The sequence below is a fragment of the [Empedobacter] haloabium genome, assembly GCA_008011715.2.
Taxonomy (GTDB): Bacteria; Pseudomonadota; Gammaproteobacteria; order Burkholderiales; family Burkholderiaceae_D; genus Rugamonas; species Rugamonas haloabia.
In genome coordinates, this window is sequence record CP136508.1 from 890,341 (window position 1) to 914,622 (window position 24,282).

Below are 24,282 nucleotides of genomic sequence, written 5' to 3' on the forward strand. Positions count from 1 at the left end.
TGTGCGTGAACGCACCCTCGTGCGGTCGCCCGCAGGGCGACGCAAAGGTAGACAGAGAGGGTGTCGGAACGTTCCGACAACGGCGCGGGAGGCGCCGCCGTCGGGCTAGGACAGCCTTGCCAGCTGGCGCCGCACGGACAGCGCCGCGCCGACCAGGCCGAGACCGGCGGACAGCGCCAGCAGCAGCGCCATCGCCAGCGGCTCCAAGGGAGAGAGCTGGAACTCGGACGCATACAGCCGGGCAAACTCGGCGATCGCCGTGTTCAGCGGCCGCAGCGACAGGGCCACCGCACCCAGCGCGGCGGCACCGGCGCACAGGCCCAGCAGCGCGCCGGTGTAGTAGAACGGGCGCTGGATATAGGTGTCGGTGGCGCCGATCAGGCGCAGCACGAGGATTTCCTCGCGTTGTGTCAGCACCTGCAGGCGGATCGTGTTGAACACGACGGCGATGACGACGGTGCCCAGCGTGGCAGCCAGCAGCAACAGGCCCATGCGCAGCACGCCCAGCAGCGCGGCCAGCCGCTTGACCCAGGCCGAGTCGACCTGCACCGATTCCACGCCGGGGATGGCGCGCAACTGCTCGGCCACCTCGTCCACGTGCGCGCTCTGGGCGGCGCTCTGGAAGGCGTTCAGCTTGACCACGTAGCTGTCCGGCAGCGGGTTGTCGCCGAGGGTGTCGATGACGCCGGCCAGGCCGTTCTTGTCCTGCAGCTCGGCCAGCGCGGCCTCGCGCGGCACGAACACGATGCGGGCATCCTTCGCCACGGCGCGCAGCGAGCCGGCCATGCCTTGGGCATGCTCGCGTGGCAGGTCCTGTTTCAGGAACACCGAGAGCTCCGGATCGACCGACAGCTGCTCCGACATCGGCCGCACGTTGTCCAGCACCGTCACGCCGGCGAACGGCAGCGCCAGCGCAATGGCCACGACCAGGATATTGAACAGGAAACTGCCCGGCGCGCGGCGCACGTGCACCAGCGCAGAGCCGAGGGCAAACCCGTGTTGACGCAGCCAGCCCGTCATGCCGCCTCCGGCTGCAGTTCGCCTTGCGCCAGGCGGATCACGCGGGCGCCGCTTTCCAGCACCAGGTCGTCGTGGGTCGAGATCAGGCAGGTGACGCCTACCTTGTTGAACGCGCGCAGCGCATCGAATACCTTGTTGGCGCTGGCACGGTCCAGGTTGGCCGTCGGCTCGTCCGCCAGGATGATCTGCGGGCGATTGACGATGGCGCGGGCGATCGACACGCGCTGCTGCTCCCCGCCGGACAGGGCCAGCGGCGCCGCGTTGGCGCGCGCCAGCAGGCCCACCTTGTCCAGCGCGGCGCGGGCCCGCTCCTCGGCTTGCGCGCGCGCCAGGCCCGTGACGAGCATCGGCATCATCACGTTGGCCAGCACGGAACGGTCCGTCAGCAGGCGCTGCTGCTGGAAGATCAGGCCCAGGTTACGGCGCAGGAACGGCACGCCGGCGGCCTTCAGCCTGCCGATATCGGTGCCGTTGACGGTGACCTTGCCCGCGCTGGGCCGCTCCATCGCGGCGATCATCTTCAGCAGGGTGGACTTGCCCGCGCCGGACGGGCCGGCCAGGAACACCAGCTCGCCCTTGCCGATGGTGAGCGTGACGTCACGCAGGGCCAGCGCATCGCCGGCGTATCGCTTCGATACGTTCTGGAATTCGATCATGGGGCCTCAGCCGAGCAGGGCTTCAACGAACTCGGCCGCGTTGAACGGCTGCAGGTCCTCGATCTTCTCGCCGATGCCGATGAAGTACACGGGCACGGGGCGCACGCGCGCGATCGCCGCGATGACGCCGCCTTTGGCCGTACCGTCCAGCTTGGTGATGATCAGGCCGGACAGTTGCAGCGCGTCGTCGAAGGCCTTGACCTGCGCCAGCGCGTTCTGGCCCGTATTGCCGTCGATGACGAGCAGGGTTTCATGCGGCGCGCCGTCCATGCCCTTGCCGATCACGCGCTTGATCTTCTTCAGTTCTTCCATCAGGTGCAGCTGGGTGGGCAGGCGGCCGGCCGTGTCGATCATGACGACGTTGGTGCCGCGCGCCTTGCCGGACTGGACCGCGTCGAACGACACGGCGGCCGGGTCGCCCGACTCCTGCGACACGACGGTGACGTTGTTGCGCTGGCCCCAGACCATCAACTGTTCGCGTGCGGCGGCGCGGAAGGTGTCGCCGGCCGCCAGCAGCACGGACTGGCCGTGCGCCTGCATGTGCTTGGCGAGCTTGCCGATCGTCGTCGTCTTGCCGGCGCCGTTGACGCCGGAAATCATCATCACGGTGGGCTGGTGCCGGCCCAGCTCGAACGGTTTTTCCAGCGGACGCAGCAGGTCGATCAGCAGTTCCTTCAGCGCGCCCTTGACGGCGGCGGCGTCCAGCAGCTTGTCTTCCTTGACCTTGCGCTTGAGGGCGTCCAGCAGGTATTGGGTGGCGTCGATGCCGGCATCGGACATCAGCAGGGCCGCTTCCAGCTCGTCGTACAGGTCGTCGTCGATGCGGGCGCCGACGAACAGCACGGACAGGTTGGCGGAGGTCTTCGACAGGCCCGCCTTCAGGCGGCTCATCCACGATTGCTTCGGCTCGGGCCGGGCCGCCGTTTCGACTTCGAAGTCGAGCAGCGAGCTGTCCGGCGTGGCCGGGGAGGGCGCGGCAGCGGCGGGCGCGCTGGCCGGCGCCGTCACCGGTGGTGTCGCCTCGGGAGTAACGGTTTTTTTCTTGAAGAAGCTGAACATTGGTGTGCGGTAGAGGGCGCGACGGCCATGCAGGCCGGAATCACCGGCTATTCTACCAGAGCGCTACCGTCAAGCCCCGCATCCGCTTGCCAATCTGCCATCGGTGCCTGTCGCCGGGGGGCTCGTTCAGGCGGGAAGCGCCGCCTGCTCGCGCCACCCGGCCAGCGCCGCACCGACCTCCGCCAGCGCCAGCACCTTGACGAAGCCGGGCGCACGGCGGCGCAGCGCCGGGTTGGCGCCGCCGGCCCACAGCACGATGTCGTCCGGCAGGCGGGCGCGCAACTCCTTCAGCGCGTCGAGCACGTGGCGCGGGTTCATCGTGGTCGAGAACGACAATGCCACGATATCGCAGTGCTGGCCGCGCGCGGCCTCGACAATATCGGGCAGCGGCGTCTGCATGCCCAGCGCGACGCAGTGGGCGCCGTCGGCCGCCATCAACGCCTCCGCCATCAGCAGGCCCAGGCCGTGTTTTTCCTGCGGCGGCGTGGTCAGCAGGATGCGCGGTTGCGGCATGGCGGCATCCTCTTCCGGCTGCGGCAGCGAGAAGATCGCGCTGCGTATCACCGTCTGCAGCGCCTCGGTGATCAGGTGCTCCTCGTGCACGGCGAGGTCGCCGCAGGCCCAGGCGTCGCCCACCAGCGTCGTCAGCGGCGCCATGACGTCCAGCACGAATGACTTCAGGCCCATCATCAGCAGGGCCTGCGACAGCTTGCGCCGCAACGCGTCGGTCTGGTGGCTGCGGCACAGCGCAACGTACGGTTCCAGGTCGGTCGACGGCGCGCGCGGGCGAACCCGGCTCGCGCTGGCGGCCTGCTCGGCAAGTTGTTGCAGCTCCTGCGTCGACTGGCCCAGCACCTTACCGGGGCGGAAACCCAGGTCGATCAGGCGCTTGACCAGCCGCAGTTTCTGCACCTGCTCGAACGGGTACAGGCGCTCGCCGAACGGGTCGCGCTGCGGCTGGGGGAAGTCGTAGCGGCGTTCCCACACGCGCAGCGTTTCCTTGGCAACGCCGGTGTCGCGCTCGACATCGCTGATCGAGCAGGGCGGCAGGGCAAGCTCGGAGGTGTTCATGGTGGCACGTTCCTTTATCAGGCGAGCATTCTACCGCCTATCGCGGTGCGAGGACGCCCCGGCACGCAACTTGCACGGTTGTAGCGCCCGCGGGGCGTCATGCTCCCAGCCAGGGCATGAACTGGCGCGACAGCGGCACGGTCACGATCGCTAGCAAGGTCTGCAAGGTGATCAGCGACGCCATCAGGCGGGTGTCGCCGCCCAGCTGCTTGGCCATGATGTAGGCGTTCGGTGCCGTCGGCAGCGCGCAATAGAAACACGCGGCCAGCGCCACTTCCGGCGACACCGCGAAGATCAGGCACAGCTGGGCGGCCAGCAGCGGCATCACCAGCAGTTTCAGTACCGAGGTCAAGGTCAGCGCGGCAGGGCGGGCGCCTTCCAGCGAGAACACCAGTCCGCCGCCGACGCACAGCAGGCCCAGCGCGGTAGCGGCCTTGCCCAGGATGTCCAGCGTATTCATCGCGGCCGCCGGCAGTTGCACGCCGGCCAGGCTGACGAGTACACCGGCCAGCGTGGCCTGGATGATGGGGTTGCGCGCCAGCGTCTTGCCGACGGTGGCCAGGTTCGGCTTGCTGCCGCTCCACCAGGCCAGCGCGACGACGGACAACGCGTTGACGACGGGCAGGCACAGCGCCAGCGACAGCATCACCAGCGAGGCCGTGCGGGCGTCGAAGAACAGGCCGGCCACGGCCAGGCCGAAGTAGGTGTTCGGCCGCATCGCGCCTTGCATGACGGAGGAACGGCTGGCGCCCGGCAGTGCGGGCCACAGCAGCAGCGAGCCCAGCGTCAGCACGACGATCAGGAACGTCGGCAGCAGCGTGGCCAGCGCCAGCTCGCCCACCTGGCTGCCGTGGAAGCTGAGCCGGGCCGTGCCGGCAAACAGCATGGCCGGGAAGGCGATGTTATACGAGAACTTCTCGATGGAAGGGAAGAAGTCCGCGGGCATCCAGCCGAACCGGCGGATCGCCACTCCCATCAGGATGATCGCGAAAACCGGGATAATCGAGGCTAACATAGGTAGTACTACTTATATATAGTGTGTGTGGACGTTGCGGCGTGCCGTTCAGTCGGCGGAAATGCCCGACGGCCCGATGCGGCGCGCGTTCGGCGTGCTGGACACGCGGATGCGGATCAGGTGGCGGCCCGGGTCAGTGTACATGGCGCGGCCGTGCAGCGTGCGGTGGTTGTCCGCCCACAGCAGGGTATCGTCCGGCAACTGGCGGCGGAAGCGGGGCGCTTTCTCTTCGATGATGCTGTTCAGTAACTTCACTGCGGCCACCAGCTCTGGCGTGGCCAGGTCGGGACGTGCCGCAAGACCTTTTTCAATCGAATCGTAGCGCCAGCGCATCGAATGGCCGTCGTTGTGAAAAACCGGAGCGTAGAATAGTTCCACCTGTTCGTCCTGGGCGGCGTAGACGGACGGCACGCGGAACGGCACCTGGGCGGTACGCAGCAGCGCATAGGCGGCGCGACCTTCCGCCGTGCGCTCCAGCTCGGTCACGATGTCTTCCACGTCGACCAGCAGCGATTCGCCGCCGTTGCAGCGGGCCGAGGCCACGACGTACAGCAGGAACTGCTCTTCCGGCATGGGATAAAACGACGAGTCCGTATGCATGTCGGCCGTGCCGGTGCGCTCGGAGAACGTGACGAACTTCGATTGCACGCCCTGGCGTGCGCGGACGTCCCACGCCACCCGGTGGGTTTTCTGGTCGGTCGAGGTGGGGAAGCCCTGCGTCAGCGCGATGGCGTACAGGACGGCATTGCGGTGGGCTTCGGACAGGCCGGCCAGGCCGAGGTCCGTGATCGCCAGGCCGCGCGCCTTGCGTTCGGCCAGCTGGGCGGCGAAGTCGCGCAGCGTCGGTACCGTCAGCAGTTCGCTCTGCAGCGCTTCCTCGTCCGGATGCGGGTAGAAGCCGTTGCCGTTGAAGTCGTCGAAATGGCGCTCGATGATGCCAATGACCTTGGCGAGATCGTCGCCCCAGGTGAAGTTGGTTTTTACGACAGAGATATTGCCGTTTTGTTCAATTGTGGAAAACATGGGTGCTCCTGTGCTTGAATTGCCGTACGGCAATAAAGACTGCATTGTGATCCATAGAAAAATTTCTTTCAAGCATAGATTGTTGCGTTGCAGCATTCTCAACTTTGCGCAAAGTTCATGGATTTTTCGTTCGAATTTGGCATAAACCCATCAACCACGGGGTGTTTTGCCAAATGTTCCACGCCTTGACAGAGGCGCTAAAGTGTGAATTTGCTCACCCATAAAAACGACACATTGGCCCAAAACTGTGCCGTCCTGCTCGTCGTCGCCAGCAGCGGTTGTTACAATGCGATAGAATTTTTTGCCGTGCGGCAATATTCCCGCCCAAACCGACTCAAGGAAACCAAATGAAGTGGCTTACCGAGCGCAAGCTCTCTACCAAGCTGGGACTGGCTTTTGCGGCCGTCCTGCTGCTGACGGCACTCGTCGGCGCCTTTTCCATCAACCAGTTGGCCAAGGTCAACAACACCGCGACGGAGCTGTCGTCGCGCTGGATGCCTGCCATGCGCGTCATCCAGGACATCAAGGCGCAGATCGCCCGCGTTCGTACCCGCGAACTGCAATACATCATCTCGGATGACGTGGCCGACCTCGACAAATACGACAAGGTCATCGCCAACGACCTCGTCGACCTGAAGAAGATGCAGGACGAGTTCGTCAAGCTGATCAAGACGCCGGAAGAGCAGGCGCTGTACGACGAGTTCCTGTCGATGTGGGACCGTTACATGGCCGAAGATGCCAAGCTGCGCGCGGCCGTGCGGGCTGGCGATAGTGCGCTGGCCAAGAAGCTGATCCGCGGCGAATCGAACAAATTGATCGTCGCCCTGCGCGGCCAGGTGGACAAACTGGTCAAGCTGTATGACGAAGGTGGCAAGCGCGCAGCAGAATTTGGTGATCAGGTATACAATCATTCCCGCGCGTGGATCTTCGGTCTGCTGGTGATCGGTGTGGCACTTGGCGCCCTGGGTGCCGCGGCCATCACGCGCTGGCTCGTCAACACGCTGGGCGGCGAGCCGCAGTACGCGGTAAAGCTGGCCAAACAGATCGCGGCCGGCCAGCTGAACGTGGAAGTGCACACCCGTCCGGGTGACAAGACCAGCCTGCTGTACGCGATGAAGACAATGCGCGACAGCCTGGCCAACATCGTTGGCCAGGTGCGCCACGCGACCGACACGATCGCCAGCGCGGCGCAGCAGGTGGTGGCAGGCAACCTCGACCTGTCGGGCCGGACGGAATCGCAGGCCAGCTCGCTGGAGGAGACGGCGGCGTCGATGGAAGAGCTGACGACGACCGTGAAACACAATTCCGACAGCGCGCGCCAGGCCAACCAGCTGGCGGTCACGGCTTCGACGATCGCGGAGCAGGGTGGCCAGGTGGTGTCGCAGGTCGTCGACAAGATGGGTTCGATCAACGAGTCGGCAAAGAAGATTTCGGACATCACCGGCGTGATCGACGGCATCGCGTTCCAGACCAACATCCTCGCGTTGAACGCGGCGGTGGAGGCGGCTCGTGCCGGCGAACAGGGTCGCGGTTTCGCGGTCGTGGCGTCGGAAGTGCGCAACCTGGCACAGCGCTCCGCTTCGGCGGCGCGCGAGATCAAGGAATTGATCAGCGACTCCGTGGAGCAGGTGGAAGCGGGCACGAAGCTGGTCAACCAGGCCGGCAGCACGATGGATGAGGTGGTGGTCAGCGTGCGCCGCGTGACCGACATCATGGGCGAAATTACGGTTGCTGGTCAGCAGCAAAGTGCAGGCATCGTGCAGGTCAACGAAGCCATTGCACAGATGGACGCGGTAACGCAGCAGAACGCTGCGCTGGTGGAAGAAGCGACCGCCGCATCGCACAGCGTGCAGGATCAGGCGGCCAGCCTGGCCCAGCTCGTAAGTATTTTTACACTTGATGGATTGCCAAACCATCAGTATAGTGCCGCCTCCAGTGCCTCGCGCACTGATTCGAAGCCGGCGCGATTGAATCGGCCGCGACAATAAAGAGTGAGCGCCGTCTGACGGCACAGTGGCAAATCGGGGTTTGCCCTCACCATAAGCGGCGCCAGCCAGGAGACTTGGCCGAGGTGCCGCAAGACCGAATTAAGCCGTTGCTTTTCTTTTTTTGCATGCAACACAACTGAAGGAACCTGTAATGAAAAAAACTCTAATCTCCGTCGCAGTTCTGGGCGCAATGAGCAGCGCCGCTTTTGCACAGTCGAATGTAACGATTTACGGTATCGTGGACGCTTCCATCGTGAGCGAACGCGGTGGTAAGGCAGGCAACATCACCAAGGTATCCTCCGGCACGGCCAACGCATCGCGTATCGGCTTCCGTGGCACGGAAGACCTGGGTGGCGGCCTGTCCGCAATCTTCACCCTGGAATCCGGCTACAAGGTCGATGACGGCCAGCTGGACGCTTCCAACACCCTGTTCAACCGTCAGGCTTTCGTCGGTCTGCGTTCCACCACCGCCGGCACCCTGACGATCGGTCGTCAGTACACCCCGTGGTACAACGCGCTGGCACAAGTTGCCGACCCGTTCGCTGCTGGCCTGGCTGGTTCCGCAAAGAACCTGTTCCCAGCCAACGGCGCCAACCTGCGTAACAGCAACGCTGTTGTGTACCAGACCCCAGTGTTCAACGGCTTCTCCGGTGAACTGTTCTACGGCTTCGGCGAGCAGTCCGAATCGTCCGCTGGCCGTCAGATCAGCGCTGCCGTGTCGTACTCGAACGGTCCTCTGAACGCCCGTCTGGCCTACAACAACCGCAACAACGACACCGCGATCGCTCCAGCAGCAACGATCGAGCGCGATATCGGCCACAACAGCCTGCTGGCTGTGAACTACGACTTCAAAGTCGCCAAGGCCTTCATCGCTTACGGCCAGAACAAGGGCCTGAACAGCTCGACGCTGCCGAACGCCGCCGCGTACACCACCACCGCGATCGCTCCGTCGACCGACACCCGCAACGCCCTGATCGGCGCGCAAGTACCGGTCGGCGCAGTTGGCAAGGTCATCATCTCGGCGATCCACACGGACGACCGCGAAGCCTTCAACCGCGATGCCAACCAGTGGGCCATCGGCTACACGCACGACCTGTCGAAGCGCACGACCGCTTACCTGTCGTACGCCAAGATCGAAAACAAGAACGGCGCTTCGTACACCGTCGGTGGCAACACCGAAGTCGGTTCGGGCGACAGCGCGTTCAACGTGGGTCTGCGTCACTCCTTCTAAGCTTTTGCTTGGTTGAACGAAACGGCTGCTTCGGCAGCCGTTTTTTTTGCGCGGCGCTAAAATGGCGCCCATCGATCCGATACTGACAGCCATGAAAACACGCCTCGTCGCCACCGTCCTGTTGATTTCCTCCTGCGCCGCCATGGCCGCGAGCGGTCCGAAAACCCGGCCTGCCCAGGGCGGCGGCCTGCCGCGCTACGGCATGGTGGTGTATTCCGACCTGTGCGTGAATCCGCAGAGCGGCGAGTTCGGCGGCCAGCGCATCACGTTGCAGCGCTTCGCCGAGGTCGACACCGTGATCTACGAATACACGGCCGGCGGCTTGTCGTGGCCGCTCGTCGCCAGCGACGTCAACGTCGACCCGCGCGGCAAGATGATGTATTTCACGGTGCAAGCGGCCGAGGGCGCGGAGCGCACGATCAGCGGCAAGTTTTCGCCGGACGGCGCCACGCTGACACTGGACGGCGGTTATTGCGGCGACGAGACCGTGCCGATGAAGCTGGCGAAGGTGACGGATTTCGGGCGCAAGGCGGGCGCCTGCAAACCTTGTCCGGCCGGCAAGGCGAAAGCGCCGATGGGCGAGGCGCCGCAGCGCCAGGAGGGTGAGGGGGAGGCCGCACCGGAGGTGCCGGAACCGGCGCCTCCGGCAAAATGGGAACCGGCACCGCCCGCGCAGGGCTGAGCCGGTCGCGCATCAGGCGGGCATCGGGCCCGCGCCCGCACCGGCGCTCAGCAGCCATGCCACCAGCAGCAGGAAGGCCAGTTGCAGCGTGAACAGGATCGATACCTGGCGCGCGGCCGGCTGCTCGAAGATCGGCTGGCGCTCGTAGCAATAGCCGGCGAAGTAGGCGGCAAACGCCGTGGCCAGGTAGTGCACGGCGCCGAACATCTCGCCCAGCTCACCCTTGCGCGGGTGGTCCACCAGCACGTGCGACAGCACCACCAGCGCGATATACGTGACCGAGGCCCACAGTGGCGGCAGATACAGGCCCAGCTGCTCGACCCAGCGCCGGATCGCCGGACGGGAACGCGCCAGCAGCGGCAGGATCACATTGTGGGTCAGGCCCACCAGCACGATGATCTTCAGCAGCACGGCCTTGTGCAGGCTGTCCTTGCCGACCGCCAGGTTGTGCAGGTTGGTCTCGCCCTGCTTGTTATTCTGCAGGAAAAACTCAGACGATTCGACGTGCAGGATGCGCTGGAACCAGCTGATTTCCTCCAGTGCGGCCAAGGCCACCAGCGCCGTCAGGCCGGCCAGCGCCAGCAGTTCCAGGCGCAGGCCCGGCTGGCGCAACCAGCGCTGCACGGTGACGTAGGCCAGCATGGCGGACAGCACGGCAAAGCACAGGAACTGCATCCACTCGACGATGCCGTCCTCGACCAGCAGGCGCCACAGCCGGGCCGGGTCCTTGCCGGCCCAGGCGGTGGCCAGGACCAGGACGAACAGGTTGACCGCGATGCCCATTGCAATCACCGGTTGCGATTGCCATTTCTTAGTTACCACTCACGTGCTCCTTGATAGTCGAAGAGGGTTGCGCCGCGCCCAGCGCGGACAGCGTGTTCAGGTCGCCCGCGGGCGCCGGCGCCGGCAGCCGCGTGTCGCGCACAGCCGTACGGCGCGTCCCGCGTGCCACGGCCAGCGCGGCCAGCGAGGCGACGGCCCAGCCCCACAGCAGCGGGTCCAGCAGTGTATCCCACAGGTTGCCCGTTGGCAGGCGCAGCAGCGAAAACAGCAGGATTGCCGTCAGCAGCGCGCCTGCCTGCGGCCGTGCCGTGTTGCGCACGACGGCGAGCGCACAGCCGCCGGCGCCCAGCAGCGCCACCAGCGGCGCGGCCGTGGGGCCGAAGCCGGCATAGTAATAGCCCTGCGTCAGCAGGCCCATCGCGTCCAGGTACAGGATCACGCCGGAGACGGCGATGGCCGCCGCCAGCGGCGGCATCATGACCGCGCCGCCGCCGCGCTGGCCGTCCCAATGCTGGCGCAGCTTCAAGACGCAGCAGCCGAACAGCAGCCCGCTGGGGTAGTGGAAGGCCAGAGTCAGCCAGTACGCCGGCGAGGCCGCGCCGGGCAGCATGAACAGCACGAAGATGGCGGCCAGCAACCCGGCCAATAAGCGTTGCGGCAGCCGCCGCACGGGCACCACGTCCAGCAATGCCAGCAGCAACGTGGCCGCGACGGTGGCCCAGGCCAGCCGGCCGTAGACGATCTGGCTGGCGAGGTCGGGAAGGCTCATCAGGTTTTGTCTCCGATAGTGATGCGGTAACGGTGGTGCGCGATGGCGCGCCGCTGGTAGGTGTAGGCGACGTGCAGCTCGTTGCCGACCTGCTGCATCGTCGGGTAGGAGAATTCGTCGCCGGCATCGCCGCTGGCGATGTCGGCCAGGGGCCGCCAGGAGCGCCCGTCCTTCGACAGCGACAGGCGCAGCATGCTGCGTGACGAGCCCCCTTCGACCACGTGGTTGTGCAGCATCAGGAATTCGCCGTTGCGCAGGCGGATCGCGGCCAGCGAGGTGCTGTGGTTCGGCAGGTCGAGCGCCGGCAGGTCTTCCCAGCTGGCGCCGCCGTCGCGGCTGTAGGCCTGCTGCACGCGCTGCTCGTCGCTGGCGTCGCGCATCCAGGCGCGGATCTCGGTGGCGGAAACGGGCACGACGGTCGGCTGCAAGGTGCTGATGCGGCGCCCGATGCGCGCCACCCACGACGGATCGCCGGCGGCGTCGAATGCCATCAGCATCGGGTACTTGATGCCGATCTCGAAATACACGGGCAGCCACCAGCCGCCGTCGATAAGGCCGACGGGGGAGGTACGCACCAGCACGCTGGTATTGAACAGCGGCGACATCGGCAACAACCGGCGCACGGCGAAGCTGACGCCCTGGTCGGAGGAGACGAGGTGCACCAGGCGCGACGCGGCCCAGCCGCCCAGCCCGGTCGCGACGACGTACAGGTGGATGCGACCGTCGTGCGCGGTCCAGGCAACCGGATTGCCGATGCGGCGCACGCCGAAACCCAGCGCCTGCGCCAGCGAGGCACGGCTGGCCACTTCCCACGGCTGGCCCCATTTGCCGTCCTGCCAGCGGGCCGCGTAGACCTTGACGTTGGGCGCGCTCTCGCGGTCCCCCGCCCACCAGAACGCCAGCATGCGGTCCCCTGGCAGCGTGGTCAGCGCGCTGGCATGGGCCGACGGCACGTCGCGCGGCATCGGGATCAGGGAGTTGGAGATTTCGGTCAGGCGGGCGGGCCCGTCCTTGACGACGCCGATCGTGGTGGGCGTGGCCGCGGCGCGCTTGGCGCGAGCCCAGCGCGTACCTTCGGCGGTGACGACCGTCACCACGGCCAGCAGGCATACCAGCGCGGTCCGATGGCGCGCACACAGCTGCGCAAAGCGGGAACTCTCCATAGTCTTCCGTCGAGGGGCCGCTACGTCCGGGCCGGCCATTACACTGCCGCGCCAGTCAACAGGAATCACGGCAACTGTTGATTCAACTCAAGCGGGCAAAGCCGCTATCCTAACGGAAACAGGATTGCTTGAACAATCAAAAAATTGTGACAGAGGCACCCGCGGCGTGTGCCTCCATGGTTTGTTGTCAAGGCGCCGCCGAGAACGAATCGTGCGAAGGGAAACGCTTGCTCAGCCATTCCTTGCGCAGGCGCAGCGTGTCCATCACGTCGGCCGGCAGGGTGTCGAGGATCGCCGGATCGTCGCTGGGCGTGTCGGCCAGCAGGCTGGCCAGGTGGATGATGCCGGCCAGGCGGCAGAACGGGTGCGCCGCCATCGGGTCGGACGACGATTCGAGCGCCTGCACGATTTTCTCGGGGAAGTTCCAGCGGCGGCCCAGTTCGGCAGTGATGTGGCCTTCGGCAAAGCCCAGCAGGCGCTGTTCGCGCTCCCAGCGGCCGCCCGGCAGGTGCGGCTGCTGCTCGATCTGCGCGAACGCCACTGGCGACACCTGGTAGATCAGCAATTCACCCAGGCGCAACATCATGCCGGCCAGCCATGCTTCGCCGCCGTCGGCGCCGATGCCGCTGGCCAGCCACTTGGCGTAGCCGGCGCAGGCCATGCTGCTTTTCCAGAATTCGTCGGAATCGAGCCCCGGCAATTGCGGGAAGGCCTCGGCAAAGCAGGCCGCCAGCGCCAGCGTGCGGATATGGGCCATGCCGGCCAGCGCGATGGCGTCGTCCAGCGAGCTGACGCCGCGGCTGGAGCCGAAGCGGGCGCTGTTGGCCAGGCGCATCAGCTTGGCCGTCAGGGCGGGATCGCGCGCGATGATGGCGGCCACGCTCTTGGCGGATGCCTCATCGTTGTCAAGGGTGGCGATCAGCGCGTGGCCGACTTCGGAAATCGTGGGGAGTTTGACGTTGTCAAAGAAAATGGCAAGGCTGGTCATGGGGCGGCTCTCTGGAACGGGGCTGAACTGTATTGCTCAGCGGCATGTTGCAGAGTGTAATGCCCTAAATCAACGTTTTGCGGAATGTTTGTTTATATTCAGCAGCCGGTGTTGCGCGGATGTGGATTCCGCACGGGCGTGCGGGACGGTCAACATCGTTTTCAGGCTTAGGGTCTGTCCCCGACGGGGACTGACCCTGGTTTTCATCGTAGCGCTAAATTGGTAGCGGTAATCGCATGAGTGCTTTGAGGCCAGTGATAAAAACCGGGGTCAGTCCCTTGCAGGGACAGACCCCAAGCCAGAGACGTTACTTGGCCTTGGCGGCAGCCGCCGTGGCCCGGATCGTCTCCAAGGTCGCGCCCGGGGTGATCAGGTTGCCGTCATAGCGCAGTTCGATGACGGCTGGCAGGTTGCGCTCGCGGGTGAAGGCCAGCGCGCGCTGCAGCGCCGGCGCGAAGTCGGCGGTCGCTTCCACCGCCTCGCCCTGCCCGCCGTACGCCACGGCCAGCGCGGCGAAGTCCGGGTTGTGCAGCGTGGTGCCGGAGACGCGACCCGGGTATTCGCGCTCCTGGTGCATGCGGATCGTGCCGAACATCTGGTTGTTGAAGACGATGACGATCACCCCGGCGTTGTACTGCACGGCGGTCGCCAGCTCCTGGCCGTTCATCATGTACTCGCCGTCGCCGGCGAACGTGATCACGGTGCGGGCCGGGTCGACGATCTTGGCCGCCACGCCGGACGGCACGCTGTAGCCCATCGCACCGCTGGTCGGGGCCAGCTGCGTGCGCATGCCGCCATAGCGGTGGAAGCGGTGCGCCCAGGTGGCGTAGTTGCCGGCGCCGTTGGTGATGATGGTGTCGCGCGGCGTCAATGCGTCGATGTCCTGCACGACCTGCCACAGGTCCAGCGGCGCACTGCCGTCCTGGAAGATGGCCGGCTTGCCCTGCCAGGCGCGCAGTTCGGCCTTGGCTTCCTCCACGCTGGCGCGCCAGGCGGTGCTGTCCACCGGTGCCAGCGCGGCCAGCATCTGCGCCGCCTGCGGCATGCCGCTGGCGATCATCAGGTCGGCCTGGTAGACGCTGCCCAGCTCCTCCATGCTGGGGTGGATGTGCACCAGCTGCTGCTGCGGTACCGGCGCGGCGATGATCGAGTAGCCGCTGGTGGTCATCTCGCCCAGGCGCGGGCCGATGGCGATCAACAGGTCGGCCTCCTTGACGCGCTTGGCCAGCTTCGGATTGATGCCGATGCCGACGTCGCCGATGTAGTGCGGGTGCTCGTTGTCGACCAGGTCCTGGTAGCGGAACTCGCAGGCCACGGGCAGGGCGTTGGCTTCGGCGAAGCGCAGGATGTCGGCGCACGCCGCCTCGGTCCAGCCGCTGCCGCCCAGCAGCAGCAGGGGGCGCTGGGCCCCGGCCAGCATGGTGCGCAGCTGGTCCATCTGCCGCTGCGACGGCGCCGCCTGCACCGGCTGGTAGCGGCGCGTGTCGGCAACGGCGGCCTGGGTGATCAGCATGTCCTCCGGCAGGGCCAGCACGACGGGGCCCTGGCGGCCGCTGGTCGCGACCTGGAAGGCACGGGCGATGTATTCGGGGATGCGGTCGGCACGGTCGATCTGCGCCACCCACTTGGCCATCTGGCCGAACATGCGGCGGTAGTCCACTTCCTGGAAGGCCTCGCGGTCCATGAAGTCGCTGCCCACCTGGCCGATGAACAGGATCATCGGCGTCGAATCCTGGAACGCCGTGTGCACGCCGATCGAGGCGTTGGTGGCGCCCGGGCCGCGCGTGACGAAGCAGATGCCGGGCTTGCCCGTCAGCTTGCCGTAGGCATCGGCCATGAACGCGGCGCCGCCTTCCTGGCGGTTGATGACGAAGCGGATCGAGGACTCGTGCAGCGCGTCCAGCACGTCCAGGTAGCTTTCGCCCGGTACGCCGAAGGCGGTGTCGACGCCGTGGATTTTCAGTGCATCGACCAGGATCTGGCCGCCGGAACGGGAAGGGTGCGTCATGTTCTGCCTCGAAGGATGTGATCCACGCATTCTAGAGGGGCGCCCGCCGGCCGGCTTTTGAAATGGCGACACCAAATTTATTTTTTGCCACGCCCAAAAATCGTTTGACATGCTTACACCTGTCAGATAATGTTTACACATGAAACGCGAAACTGATTTGACTGACGGCGACCGGCTGCTGGCGCTGCTGGCCGCGCTGTCCAACCCGCACCGGCTGCGCATCGTGGCCGCGCTGGCCGCGGGCGGGCGCAATTACGTCAGCCAGCTGGCGCGCGAGATCGGCATCAGCCGGCCGCTGTTGCACCTGCACCTGCAGAAGCTGGAGGAAGCGGGCCTGGTCGTCAGCCAGCTGGAACTGTCGGCCGACGGCAAGGCGCTGAATTATTTCGATGTCACCCCGTTCGCGGTGACGCTGACCCCGGCGGCCATCGCCGCGGCGGCGCCGACGCTGACGATCAATCCTGAAAAGTAGAGGCTTACGATGTCCGAACCCATTTACCTGATCACCATCGGCCTGTTCGTCTTCGCCATCCTGGGCGTGTTCGGCATGCGCCACCTGTCCGTCATCGCCCAGGCCAAGTACCGCGCGGCCAACGACGAGGCATACCGCCAGCTGGCGCAGCGGGCTGCTGCGGCGCAGGCCGAGAACGCGGTGGCGCTGAAGACCCTGCAGGCCACGCTGGACGCGGTCCACACGCGTCTCGTCAGCGTCGAGAAAGTGCTGAAGGAAGTCGGCTGATCCCCCCCCACCACAAGGAGCCATCATGAACGACGTATCGCTGTTCCGAATGAATCTGCTGCGTGCCGTTTACCTGCTGATCGGCGTGGGCCTGGCCGTCAACGTATGGCCGCAGCTGGCCGGCGCGCCGGTCGAATTGATGCAGGGCGTCGTCAACTGCATGCTGGCGGTGGTGGGCCTGCTGGCCTTCGTCGGCGTGCGCCATCCGCTGCGCATGCTGCCGCTGCTGCTGTGGGAGATGCTGTGGAAGGCGTTGTGGGTGCTGCTGGTGGCGCTGCCGGCCTGGCGCGCCGGCACGATGGACGAGGGCATCGCCGCCACGCTGTTTGCCTGCGCCGTCGGCATCGTGGTGCCGCTGGCCCTGCCCTGGTCGTACGTGTGGCGGCGCTATGTGGCGGAGGCAGGGGAGCCGTGGCGCCGGCATGCGGTACAATAGCGGCCGAAGCAAGCCAGACAGCCGCTGGCCGGCGCAGCAATGCGCTGGCGGGAGGAAGGTCCGGACTCCACAGAGCGGGGTGACGGTTAACGGCCGTCCGCTGAAAGTCCTTCGGGATATAAGGCGAGGAACAGGGCCACAGAGACGAGCGTATTAAGTTACGGTGAAACGCGGTAACCTCCACCTGGTGCAATTTCAAATAGGCACGCGATGATGTTGCTCGCGGAGCGTGCGGGTAGAAAGCTTGAGCGGCGGAGTAATCCGTCGCCTAGAGGAATGGCTGTCATAGCGCGGGTGACCGCGCCGTAACAGAATCCGGCCTATCGGCTTGCTTCACTTTATTCCCATGTCGGCAACCTGGCGCGGATCGCAGCGCGAGGAGGTTGCCTCGACCGACCTTATCCTGGCCCCCGCCATCCAGTTCAATCGCACTGGCCGCCTGGAAGGCTGCGCGGCGCAGGCGTTCCCCAGCATTTCCACCCGACGCGCTGGATGCCGACCTGCTGGCGGGGTTCGGCATTCCCGCCGCCGTGCTGCCGCCAGTCAAACCGTCCTGGCGGCAACCGCTGCGACCGTGAAGTGGCCACTTCGGTCGCAGCCGGCATGGCGCCGTGAGCGATGCCCAAGCTGCCGATTGCGGCAGAGGGTCTTGCAGAGCGTATAATCCGCGCCTCACGACAAGATAAATCGATGAAATTTGTATAGACAAGTTATTGCTGAGCAGCACCAAGTCTGGTTTTTCACGAAACGGTCCAGTTGAGAATTTGTCAGCACGCCATGGTTCGGCGGTCGCTATCGGGATAGTGCTCACTACGCGCAGGGCCCTGGCGTCCGCTACTGATGAGCTGACGCGACGATAGCGAAGTGAGTACTTCCGTCGCGTTAACCGGGCGTTGCGACCCCGCGACGGTCCCGTTGTCGTGGGGCAACCTCATAGCGATTTCTCAATTATTTTATGTGACCCCATCCACCCGCCTGCGCCCTCGTGCAGATGAGGTAGCACTTTCAATTTCCCCTCTAGGTGTCTGATTTCTCGAGCTATTTTGACTTGAGGTCGCTTCAACGATCGGCGCTAAGTCCTTAATTTCATTAGTAAAAATCGCATTTTGCTAGCCGGAAATCGCTTGACCACCCTCTTGCCTTACTCTAAAGTGGGCATCTGTGTGAAAAAGTGTAGTTTTGTGGGAATTTCTGGCGAAACGGGCACCACCAAAAACGTCACCGACCAATAACCAGGGTTTCTGAAGAGAAAGTTTAGCCGTGTTCCAGGGCGCGTCAGCAATCACTCTCGATGCGAAGGGCAGGATGTCTATTCCCGCCAAGCATCGTGACGCACTGAGCATTCAGTGCGAAGGACGCCTCACGCTGACCAAGCACCCGGACGGCTGCCTGCTGATGTATCCCCGCCCGGTCTGGGAAGCCAAGCGCGACCAGATCGCCGCCTGGCCCATGTCCGCCCGCGGCTGGCAGCGCATCCTGCTGGGCAACGCCAGCGACGTCGAAATGGACTCGGCCGGCCGTATCCTGATCGCGCCCGAGCTGCGCGACGCCGTCGGCCTGGGCCGCGACGTCGTCCTGTCCGGCATGCTGACGCATTTCGAAATCTGGGATCCGGTCAAGCGCGCCGAAAACGAGCAGGCCACGATCGATGTCGGCATGCCCGACGCCCTGTCCGATTTCTCCTTCTGAAGGCTCCGCACATGACCAACACAGCGGTGCCAGAATTCCAGCATCGTACGGTGCTGTTAGACGAAGCGGTCGATGCGCTGGCCATTGCCGGCGCGCGCGCCGACGGCATCTACATCGACGGCACCTTCGGCCGCGGTGGCCACAGCCGCCTGCTGCTGTCGCGCCTCGGCCGCAATGGCCGCCTGATCGCGTTCGACAAGGACCCGCAGGCCATCGCCACCGCGCAAGGCGTTGCCGACGCGCGGTTCACCATCGTCCACGACAGCTTCGCCACCATGGCGGCGGCGCTGGCCGAACGCGGGATCGCGCACGTGGACGGCGTGCTGCTGGACCTGGGCATCTCGTCGCCCCAGGTGGACGACGCGGCACGCGGTTTCTCCTTCCGCAATGACGGCCCGCTCGATATGCGCATGGACACCACGCGCGGCATCTCGGCGGCACAGTGGCTTGCCACGGAATCCGAACAGACACTGGAAAAGGTAATCAGGGAATATGGGGAAGAACGGTTTGCTTTTCAGATTGCAAAGGCGATTGTTGCTCGCCGGGCAGTCGAACCAATTTCAAGCACACGACAGCTTGCCGGCATCGTGGCAGGCGCGGTCAAAACCCGGGAGAAGGGCAAGGATCCGGCCACAAGGACCTTTCAGGCTATCCGGATTTTCGTCAATCAGGAGCTTGAGGACCTCGAAGCAGGCCTGAGGCAGGCCTACGACGCGCTGGCGATCGGCGGCATCATGGCCGTCATCAGCTTCCATTCGCTGGAAGACCGCATCGTCAAGCGCTTCTTTGCCGACAAGGTCAACGTGGCCCAGCCGGACCGCCGGCTGCCGATCCGCGCCGTCGACTTGCCGCAGCCGGAAATGAAGCTGCTGGCGAAGATCAAGCCGTCGGACGCCGAGGTCGACGCCAATCCGCGAGCTCGCTCGGCCGTCATGCGTGTGGCGCAGCGCCTCGCCACCAACCATCCGGGAGCGGCACGATGAGCGGCAAGATCAACGCCGTGCTGGCCGCGCTGCTGGTCATCTGCGCGCTGTCGCTGGTGCGCTCGCAATACGAGGCGCGCCACCTGTTCATCGAACTGGAACGCGCGCAGTCGCAGGCGCGCCAGCTCGATATCGAATGGGCCCAGCTGCAGCTCGATCAGTCCACCCTGGGCAAGCATGCCCGCATCGAGGAAATCGCCCGGCGCGACCTGGAAATGACGCCCCTGACGCCGGCGCGCACGCAATACCTGACGGAGGGCGGCGAATGACGCGCGCCACCAGCCGGGCCAGCGCCGCCGCCGGCGCTCGCGTCGCCGCGTCGAAGGGGGTGTCGTTCTCGCGCAGCCCCGTGCTGGCGGTGCGCCTGCCCACGTGGCGCTCGCGCGTGGTGCTGTTCGTGCTGTTTGCCGCGTTTGCCGCGCTGGCCGGCCGCGCGCTGTGGCTGCAGGGCCTGTCCACCCAGTTCCTGCAGAAGCAGGGCGAGGCGCGCTATGCGCGCACCATCGAGCTGCCGGCCACGCGCGGCAAGATCACCGATCGCAACGGCCAGGTGCTGGCCTCGTCGATCCCCGTCAAGGCGATCTGGGCGATTCCGGACGACGTACTGCAGGCGCCCCCCGAGAAGCTGCGCGAACTGGCGCGCCTGCTCGACATGAGCGAGGCCGACCTGCGCAAGAAGCTCGACTCGGACCGCAACTTCGTCTACCTGAAACGCCAGGTGGAGCAGGACGTGGCCGACCAGATCGCGAAACTGAAGATCGACGGCATCGACACCCGCAAGGAATACAAGCGCTTCTACCCGCAGGGCGAGGTGATGACGCACGTGGTCGGCTTCACCAACGTGGAAGACGTGGGCCAGGAATCGATGGAGCTGGCGCAGCAGAAAACGCTGGTCGGCACGCCCGGCTCGCGCCGCGTCATCAAGGACCGCCTGGGCCACATCGTCGAGGACATCGGCGCCAAGCACGAACCGCACGACGGCAAGGACCTGGTGCTGTCGGTCGATTCGAAAATCCAGTACATCGCCTTCACGCAGCTGAAGGGCGCGGTGGAGCAGTTCAAGGCCAAGGCCGGCGCCGCCGTGGTGCTGGACGTGCATACGGGCGAGGTGCTGGCACTGGCCAACTACCCCAGCTACGACCCCAACGACCGCCGCGCGCTGACCGGCGCGCAGCTGCGCAACCGCGTGATGACCGACTCGTTCGAGCCCGGCTCGACCCTGAAGCCGATCACCGTGGCGCTGGCGCTGGACAAGGGCAAGGTGTCGCCGCACACGACCATCGACACCGGCAACGGCCGCCTGCAGATCCTCGATCGCACGATTTCCGACACCAAGGCGCACGGCGTCATCACGGTGCAGCAGATCGTCGAGATGTCGTCCAATATCGGCACGTCGAAGATGGCGCTGTCGATGCCGGCGCAGGATATGTGGGAGATGTTTACCAAGGTGGGCTTCGGCCAGCAGCCGAAGTGGGGCTTCCCCGGCGCCGTGGCGGGCCGCGTACGGCCGTACAAATCCTGGCGCCCCGTCGAACAGGCCACGATGAGCTATGGTAACGGCATCTCCGTCTCGCTCATCCAGCTGGCCCGTTCGTACATGATGTTCGCGCGTAACGGCGACACGATCCCGCTGACGTTCCAGAAATCGCATGACATGCCGGTGGGCCAGCAGATCATCAAGCCGGAGACGGCGCGCGCGATGCGCGAGATGCTGGAGATGGTTGTCTCCGGCAAGGACGGCACCGCCAAGAAGGCCCAGATCCCCGGCTACCGCGTGGGTGGCAAGACCGGTACCGCCTACAAGGTGGAGAACGGCCGCTATGCGATACCGCGCAAGTACATCGGTTCGTTCGTCGGCATCGTGCCGATGTCGGCACCGCGTTTCATCATCGCCGTGATGATCGACGAACCCACCCAGGGTGGGCACTACGGCGGCCAGGTGGCCGCGCCGACGTTCGCCAAAGTGGCGGAGAACGCGCTGCGGGCCATGAACGTTCCGCCCGATTCCACGGTCACGGAAATCGTCGTGCCGACCGATACCGGACCGGAGGCCATGTAATGAGCGACATGAAGAACAATAAAGACATCAGCAACTGGATCAAACAGGCCGCGCCCGCCGGGCAGCTGGCCTCGGACTCGCGCCGCATCGAGGCGGGCGACGTCTTCTTCGCCTATCCGGGCGAGGGCGCCGGCGACGGCCGCGCCTTCATCGGCGCCGCCATCGCGCAGGGTGCCGCGGCGGTCGTGTACGACCCCGCCGGTTTCGACTGGAAGCCCGAATGGACGGTGGCCAACCTGGCCGTGCCGGACCTGAAGCGCCAGGCCGGCCCGATCGCGCACGGCTTCTACGACATGCCCGATGCGGCCATGTTCACGGTCGGCGTGACGGGCACCAACGGCAAGACGTCCAGCGCCGTCTGGCTGGGCCACGCGCTGGCCCGCGGCGGCGACACCGCAGCCGTGATCGGCACGCTGGGTGTGGCGCTGTTCCAGGGCCGCGCCGAACCGGCGTTCGACGCGACCGGCTACACCACGCCGGACCAGGTGCTGCTGGCCCGCACGCTGGCCGAGTGCCGCGCCGCCGGCGCGGCCGCGCTGGCGATCGAGGTATCGTCGATCGGGCTGGAACAGGGCCGGGTGGACGGCATGCATTTCGACGTGGCGTTGTTTACCAATCTGACGCGCGACCACCTGGACTTCCACGGCACCATGGAGGCCTACGAGGCCGCCAAGCGCCGCCTGTTCGACTGGCCCGGCCTGAAGCACGCCGTGATCAACCTGGACGACGAGGCCGGCCTCCGTCTGGCACGGCACGTGGCCGCGCAGGGCCAGGCGCAGGTCACCGGCTACACGCTGAAGGACGCCGCCGCCCAGCCGGACCTGCCGGGCGTGACGATGCTGCGCGCCGGCCAGGTGCGCACCCGCAGCGCCGGCACCGAATTCAACCTGGACTCGCCGCTGGGCGGGGCGCACGTGCGCACCCAGCTGGTGGGCTCGTTCAACGTCAGCAACGCGCTGGGCGTGCTGGGTGCGCTGCTGGCGAAAGGCCTGCCGCTGCGCGCGGCGGTCGATGCCATCGAGGCGCTGACGCCGGCGCCGGGCCGCATGCAGCTCGTGGGCGGCAACGAGGCGCCGATGGTCGTCATCGACTACGCCCACACGCCGGACGCGCTGGAAAAGACCGTTGACGTGCTGCGCAGCGTGGCGCAGGACCGCAACGGCCAGCTGTGGTGCGTGTTCGGCTGCGGCGGCGACCGCGACCCAGGCAAGCGCCCGCAAATGGGCCGGATCGCGCAGGCGGCCGACCACGTGCTGGTCACCAGCGACAATCCGCGCAGCGAGGAGCCGCACGCGATCATCGAGCAGATCGTGGCGGGCATGGACCGGAGCCTGCCGGCGGCCGTCCAGACGATCGAGGACCGCGCCGCCGCGATCCTCTCGGCCATCAAGCACGCCGGCAAGAACGACGTGATCCTCGTGGCCGGCAAAGGCCATGAGCCATACCAGGAAATCAAGGGCAAGAAGCTGCCGTTCTCGGATGCCGACCACGCCCAGCTGGCCCTGTCGGCCCGCCTGACGATGATGAGGCCGGGCTGATGCGCGCGACCGTTGCCGAGATCCTCTCCGCGCTGCCGGGCGCCAGCTACGTCGGGCCGTCCGGCGAACTGCCGTTCGACGGCGTCTCCACCGACAGCCGCACGGTGGCGCCGGGTGCGCTGTTCGTCGCGCTGCGCGGCGAGGTGTTCGATGCGCACGACTTCCTGCCGCAGGTGGCGGGCAAGAACGTGGCCGCCGTCGTGGTCCACGCGCTGCCGGATGGCTGGACGCTGCCCGCCATCGTGGTGCCCGATACGCTGGTGGCGCTGGGCCGCATTGCCAACTACTGGCGCAACAAGTTCGCGCTGCCGCTGATCGGCGTCACCGGCAGCAACGGCAAGACGACGGTGAAGGAAATGATCGCCGCGATCCTGGCCGCCGCCGATGGCGAGGACGCCCGGCTGGCCACGCGCGGCAACCTGAATAACGAGATCGGCGTGCCGCTGACCCTGTTCCGCCTGACGCCGGCGCACCGCTCGGCGGTCGTGGAACTGGGCATGAACCATCCGGGCGAGATCGGCCGGCTGGCGGCGATCGCCGCGCCGACGATTGGCCTGGTGAACAACGCGCAGCGCGAACACCAGGAATTCATGCACACGGTGGAAGCGGTGGCGCGCGAGAACGGCTCCGTGCTGGCCGCGCTGCCGGCCGATGGCGTGGCGGTGTTTCCCGACCAGGACGAATTCACGCCGATCTGGCGCGAGCTGGCCGGCAATCGCCGCGCGCTGACCTTCGGCCTGACCAAGGACGCGGACGTCAGCTGCACGTTCCGCGCGGGCGACTTCGGCAACGACATGTTCGTCACGATCCGCACGGATGGCGAGCCGCTGCAGTTCTTCGTCGGCCTGCAGGCCGCCGGTGAGCACAACGTGAAGAACGCGCTGGCGGCGATCGCCTGCACCTACGCCGCCGGCGTGCCGCTGGAAAAGATCAAGCAAGGGCTGGACCACTTCGCGCCCGTCAGCGGGCGCCTGCAAAGGAAACTCGCAAGCAATGGGGCCGTCGTCATCGACGACACCTACAACGCCAATCCCGATTCCGTGCGCGCCGCCATCGACGTGCTGGCCAACGCGCCGGCGCCGCGCGTGCTGGTGCTGGGCGACATGGGCGAGGTCGGCACGCAGGGCCGCGAGTTCCACGAAGAGATTGCCGCCTACGCGGCAGCCAAGGGCATCGAGCAGGTGCTCGTCACGGGCGAGCTGGCCGCGCACATGCGCGCGCACGCCCGCCATTTCGAACAATTCGACGCGTTGCTGTCCGCCGTGGACGCGGCGGTAACGCCGGAGACGACCGTATTGATCAAGGGCTCCCGTTTCATGAAGATGGAACGGGTCGTGCAGCATTTGATTGGATCGCAACAAGCTAACAAGGACTCACACTAA

The 24,282-nt window shown here is 66.0% G+C and carries 23 protein-coding genes and 1 other RNA gene; 13 read left to right on the forward strand and 11 right to left on the reverse strand.

All coding sequences use genetic code 11. The annotated features are described in order from the left end of the window. Positions 1-105: 105 nt before the first annotated feature. The 6 genes from ftsX to E7V67_004045 form a co-directional block, all read right to left on the reverse strand. On the reverse strand, positions 106-1,020 hold the full coding sequence (gene ftsX / locus E7V67_004020; GenBank protein WUR14279.1) for a permease-like cell division protein FtsX: 915 nt from the start codon (positions 1,018-1,020) through the stop codon (positions 106-108). Then, positions 1,017-1,676 carry an ATP-binding cassette domain-containing protein gene (locus tag E7V67_004025; GenBank protein WUR14280.1) on the reverse strand — a complete coding sequence of 220 codons (660 nt, stop codon included), beginning with the start codon at positions 1,674-1,676 and terminating at the stop codon, positions 1,017-1,019. Before E7V67_004025 ends, ftsX begins: the two co-directional genes overlap by 4 nt. A gap of 6 nt (positions 1,677-1,682) precedes the next feature. Further along, the gene (ftsY, locus tag E7V67_004030) at positions 1,683-2,735 is read right to left on the reverse strand and encodes a signal recognition particle-docking protein FtsY (protein WUR14281.1); all 1,053 of its coding nucleotides are present in this window, start codon (positions 2,733-2,735) and stop codon (positions 1,683-1,685) included. Between the two features lie 126 nt (positions 2,736-2,861). Next, positions 2,862-3,806, reverse strand: coding sequence for a MerR family transcriptional regulator (locus tag E7V67_004035; GenBank protein ID WUR14282.1), 945 nt, complete (start codon positions 3,804-3,806; stop codon positions 2,862-2,864). 97 nt (positions 3,807-3,903) lie between these two features. Next, the gene (locus E7V67_004040; protein WUR14283.1) at positions 3,904-4,821 is read right to left on the reverse strand and encodes an AEC family transporter; all 918 of its coding nucleotides are present in this window, start codon (positions 4,819-4,821) and stop codon (positions 3,904-3,906) included. A gap of 48 nt (positions 4,822-4,869) precedes the next feature. Further along, positions 4,870-5,844 (reverse strand): TauD/TfdA family dioxygenase, encoded by a 975-nt coding sequence (locus E7V67_004045; protein ID WUR14284.1) that lies wholly within the window; start codon positions 5,842-5,844, stop codon positions 4,870-4,872. Positions 5,845-6,191: 347 nt separating this feature from the next. On the opposite strand from E7V67_004045, the gene E7V67_004050 reads away from it, so the two are divergent. From E7V67_004050 to E7V67_004060, 3 genes are all read left to right on the forward strand, one after another. Further along, on the forward strand, positions 6,192-7,832 hold the full coding sequence (locus E7V67_004050) for a methyl-accepting chemotaxis protein (protein WUR14285.1): 1,641 nt from the start codon (positions 6,192-6,194) through the stop codon (positions 7,830-7,832). A 151-nt stretch (positions 7,833-7,983) separates the two neighbouring features. Continuing rightward, on the forward strand, positions 7,984-9,063 hold the full coding sequence (locus E7V67_004055) for a porin (GenBank protein WUR14286.1): 1,080 nt from the start codon (positions 7,984-7,986) through the stop codon (positions 9,061-9,063). Positions 9,064-9,154: 91 nt separating this feature from the next. Beyond that, positions 9,155-9,745 (forward strand): hypothetical protein, encoded by a 591-nt coding sequence (locus tag E7V67_004060; GenBank protein WUR14287.1) that lies wholly within the window; start codon positions 9,155-9,157, stop codon positions 9,743-9,745. 12 nt (positions 9,746-9,757) lie between these two features. Here E7V67_004060 and E7V67_004065 read toward each other — a convergent pair whose 3' ends face one another. From E7V67_004065 to E7V67_004085, 5 genes are all read right to left on the reverse strand, one after another. After that, a complete protein-coding gene (locus E7V67_004065) occupies positions 9,758-10,528 on the reverse strand; it encodes a hypothetical protein (GenBank protein ID WUR14288.1) in 771 nt (256 codons plus the stop codon). A gap of 28 nt (positions 10,529-10,556) precedes the next feature. Further along, the gene (locus E7V67_004070; protein ID WUR14289.1) at positions 10,557-11,297 is read right to left on the reverse strand and encodes a hypothetical protein; all 741 of its coding nucleotides are present in this window, start codon (positions 11,295-11,297) and stop codon (positions 10,557-10,559) included. Further along, complete coding sequence (locus E7V67_004075) at positions 11,297-12,460, reverse strand: sialidase family protein (GenBank protein WUR14290.1); 1,164 nt, start codon at positions 12,458-12,460, stop codon at positions 11,297-11,299. The genes E7V67_004070 and E7V67_004075 overlap by 1 nt, the downstream gene beginning before the upstream one ends. 187 nt (positions 12,461-12,647) lie before the next feature. Further along, a complete protein-coding gene (locus E7V67_004080) occupies positions 12,648-13,448 on the reverse strand; it encodes an HDOD domain-containing protein (GenBank protein ID WUR14291.1) in 801 nt (266 codons plus the stop codon). A gap of 307 nt (positions 13,449-13,755) precedes the next feature. Further along, positions 13,756-15,456, reverse strand: coding sequence for a thiamine pyrophosphate-binding protein (locus tag E7V67_004085; GenBank protein WUR14292.1), 1,701 nt, complete (start codon positions 15,454-15,456; stop codon positions 13,756-13,758). A 139-nt stretch (positions 15,457-15,595) separates the two neighbouring features. Here E7V67_004085 and E7V67_004090 point away from each other — a divergent pair, with 139 nt between their 5' ends. The 10 genes from E7V67_004090 to murF all read left to right on the forward strand — a co-directional run bounded on the left by E7V67_004090 (position 15,596) and on the right by murF (position 24,282). After that, complete coding sequence (locus tag E7V67_004090; GenBank protein WUR14293.1) at positions 15,596-15,928, forward strand: winged helix-turn-helix domain-containing protein; 333 nt, start codon at positions 15,596-15,598, stop codon at positions 15,926-15,928. A gap of 9 nt (positions 15,929-15,937) precedes the next feature. Continuing rightward, on the forward strand, positions 15,938-16,195 hold the full coding sequence (locus E7V67_004095) for a hypothetical protein (GenBank protein ID WUR14294.1): 258 nt from the start codon (positions 15,938-15,940) through the stop codon (positions 16,193-16,195). A 25-nt stretch (positions 16,196-16,220) separates the two neighbouring features. After that, positions 16,221-16,631 (forward strand): hypothetical protein, encoded by a 411-nt coding sequence (locus E7V67_004100; protein ID WUR14295.1) that lies wholly within the window; start codon positions 16,221-16,223, stop codon positions 16,629-16,631. 5 nt (positions 16,632-16,636) lie between these two features. Further along, an RNA gene (rnpB, locus tag E7V67_004105) (RNase P RNA component class A) lies at positions 16,637-16,970 on the forward strand. A gap of 921 nt (positions 16,971-17,891) precedes the next feature. Then, the gene (gene mraZ, locus E7V67_004110) at positions 17,892-18,320 is read left to right on the forward strand and encodes a division/cell wall cluster transcriptional repressor MraZ (protein ID WUR14296.1); all 429 of its coding nucleotides are present in this window, start codon (positions 17,892-17,894) and stop codon (positions 18,318-18,320) included. Between the two features lie 11 nt (positions 18,321-18,331). Continuing rightward, positions 18,332-19,303, forward strand: a complete 972-nt coding sequence (rsmH, locus tag E7V67_004115) for a 16S rRNA (cytosine(1402)-N(4))-methyltransferase RsmH (protein WUR14297.1) — start codon at positions 18,332-18,334, stop codon at positions 19,301-19,303. Beyond that, positions 19,300-19,572 (forward strand): cell division protein FtsL, encoded by a 273-nt coding sequence (gene ftsL / locus E7V67_004120; GenBank protein WUR14298.1) that lies wholly within the window; start codon positions 19,300-19,302, stop codon positions 19,570-19,572. Before rsmH ends, ftsL begins: the two co-directional genes overlap by 4 nt. Continuing rightward, positions 19,569-21,362, forward strand: a complete 1,794-nt coding sequence (locus E7V67_004125) for a penicillin-binding protein 2 (protein ID WUR14299.1) — start codon at positions 19,569-19,571, stop codon at positions 21,360-21,362. The genes ftsL and E7V67_004125 overlap by 4 nt, the downstream gene beginning before the upstream one ends. After that, positions 21,362-22,900, forward strand: a complete 1,539-nt coding sequence (locus E7V67_004130; GenBank protein WUR14300.1) for a UDP-N-acetylmuramoyl-L-alanyl-D-glutamate--2,6-diaminopimelate ligase — start codon at positions 21,362-21,364, stop codon at positions 22,898-22,900. Before E7V67_004125 ends, E7V67_004130 begins: the two co-directional genes overlap by 1 nt. After that, on the forward strand, positions 22,900-24,282 hold the full coding sequence (gene murF / locus E7V67_004135; GenBank protein ID WUR14301.1) for a UDP-N-acetylmuramoyl-tripeptide--D-alanyl-D-alanine ligase: 1,383 nt from the start codon (positions 22,900-22,902) through the stop codon (positions 24,280-24,282). Before E7V67_004130 ends, murF begins: the two co-directional genes overlap by 1 nt.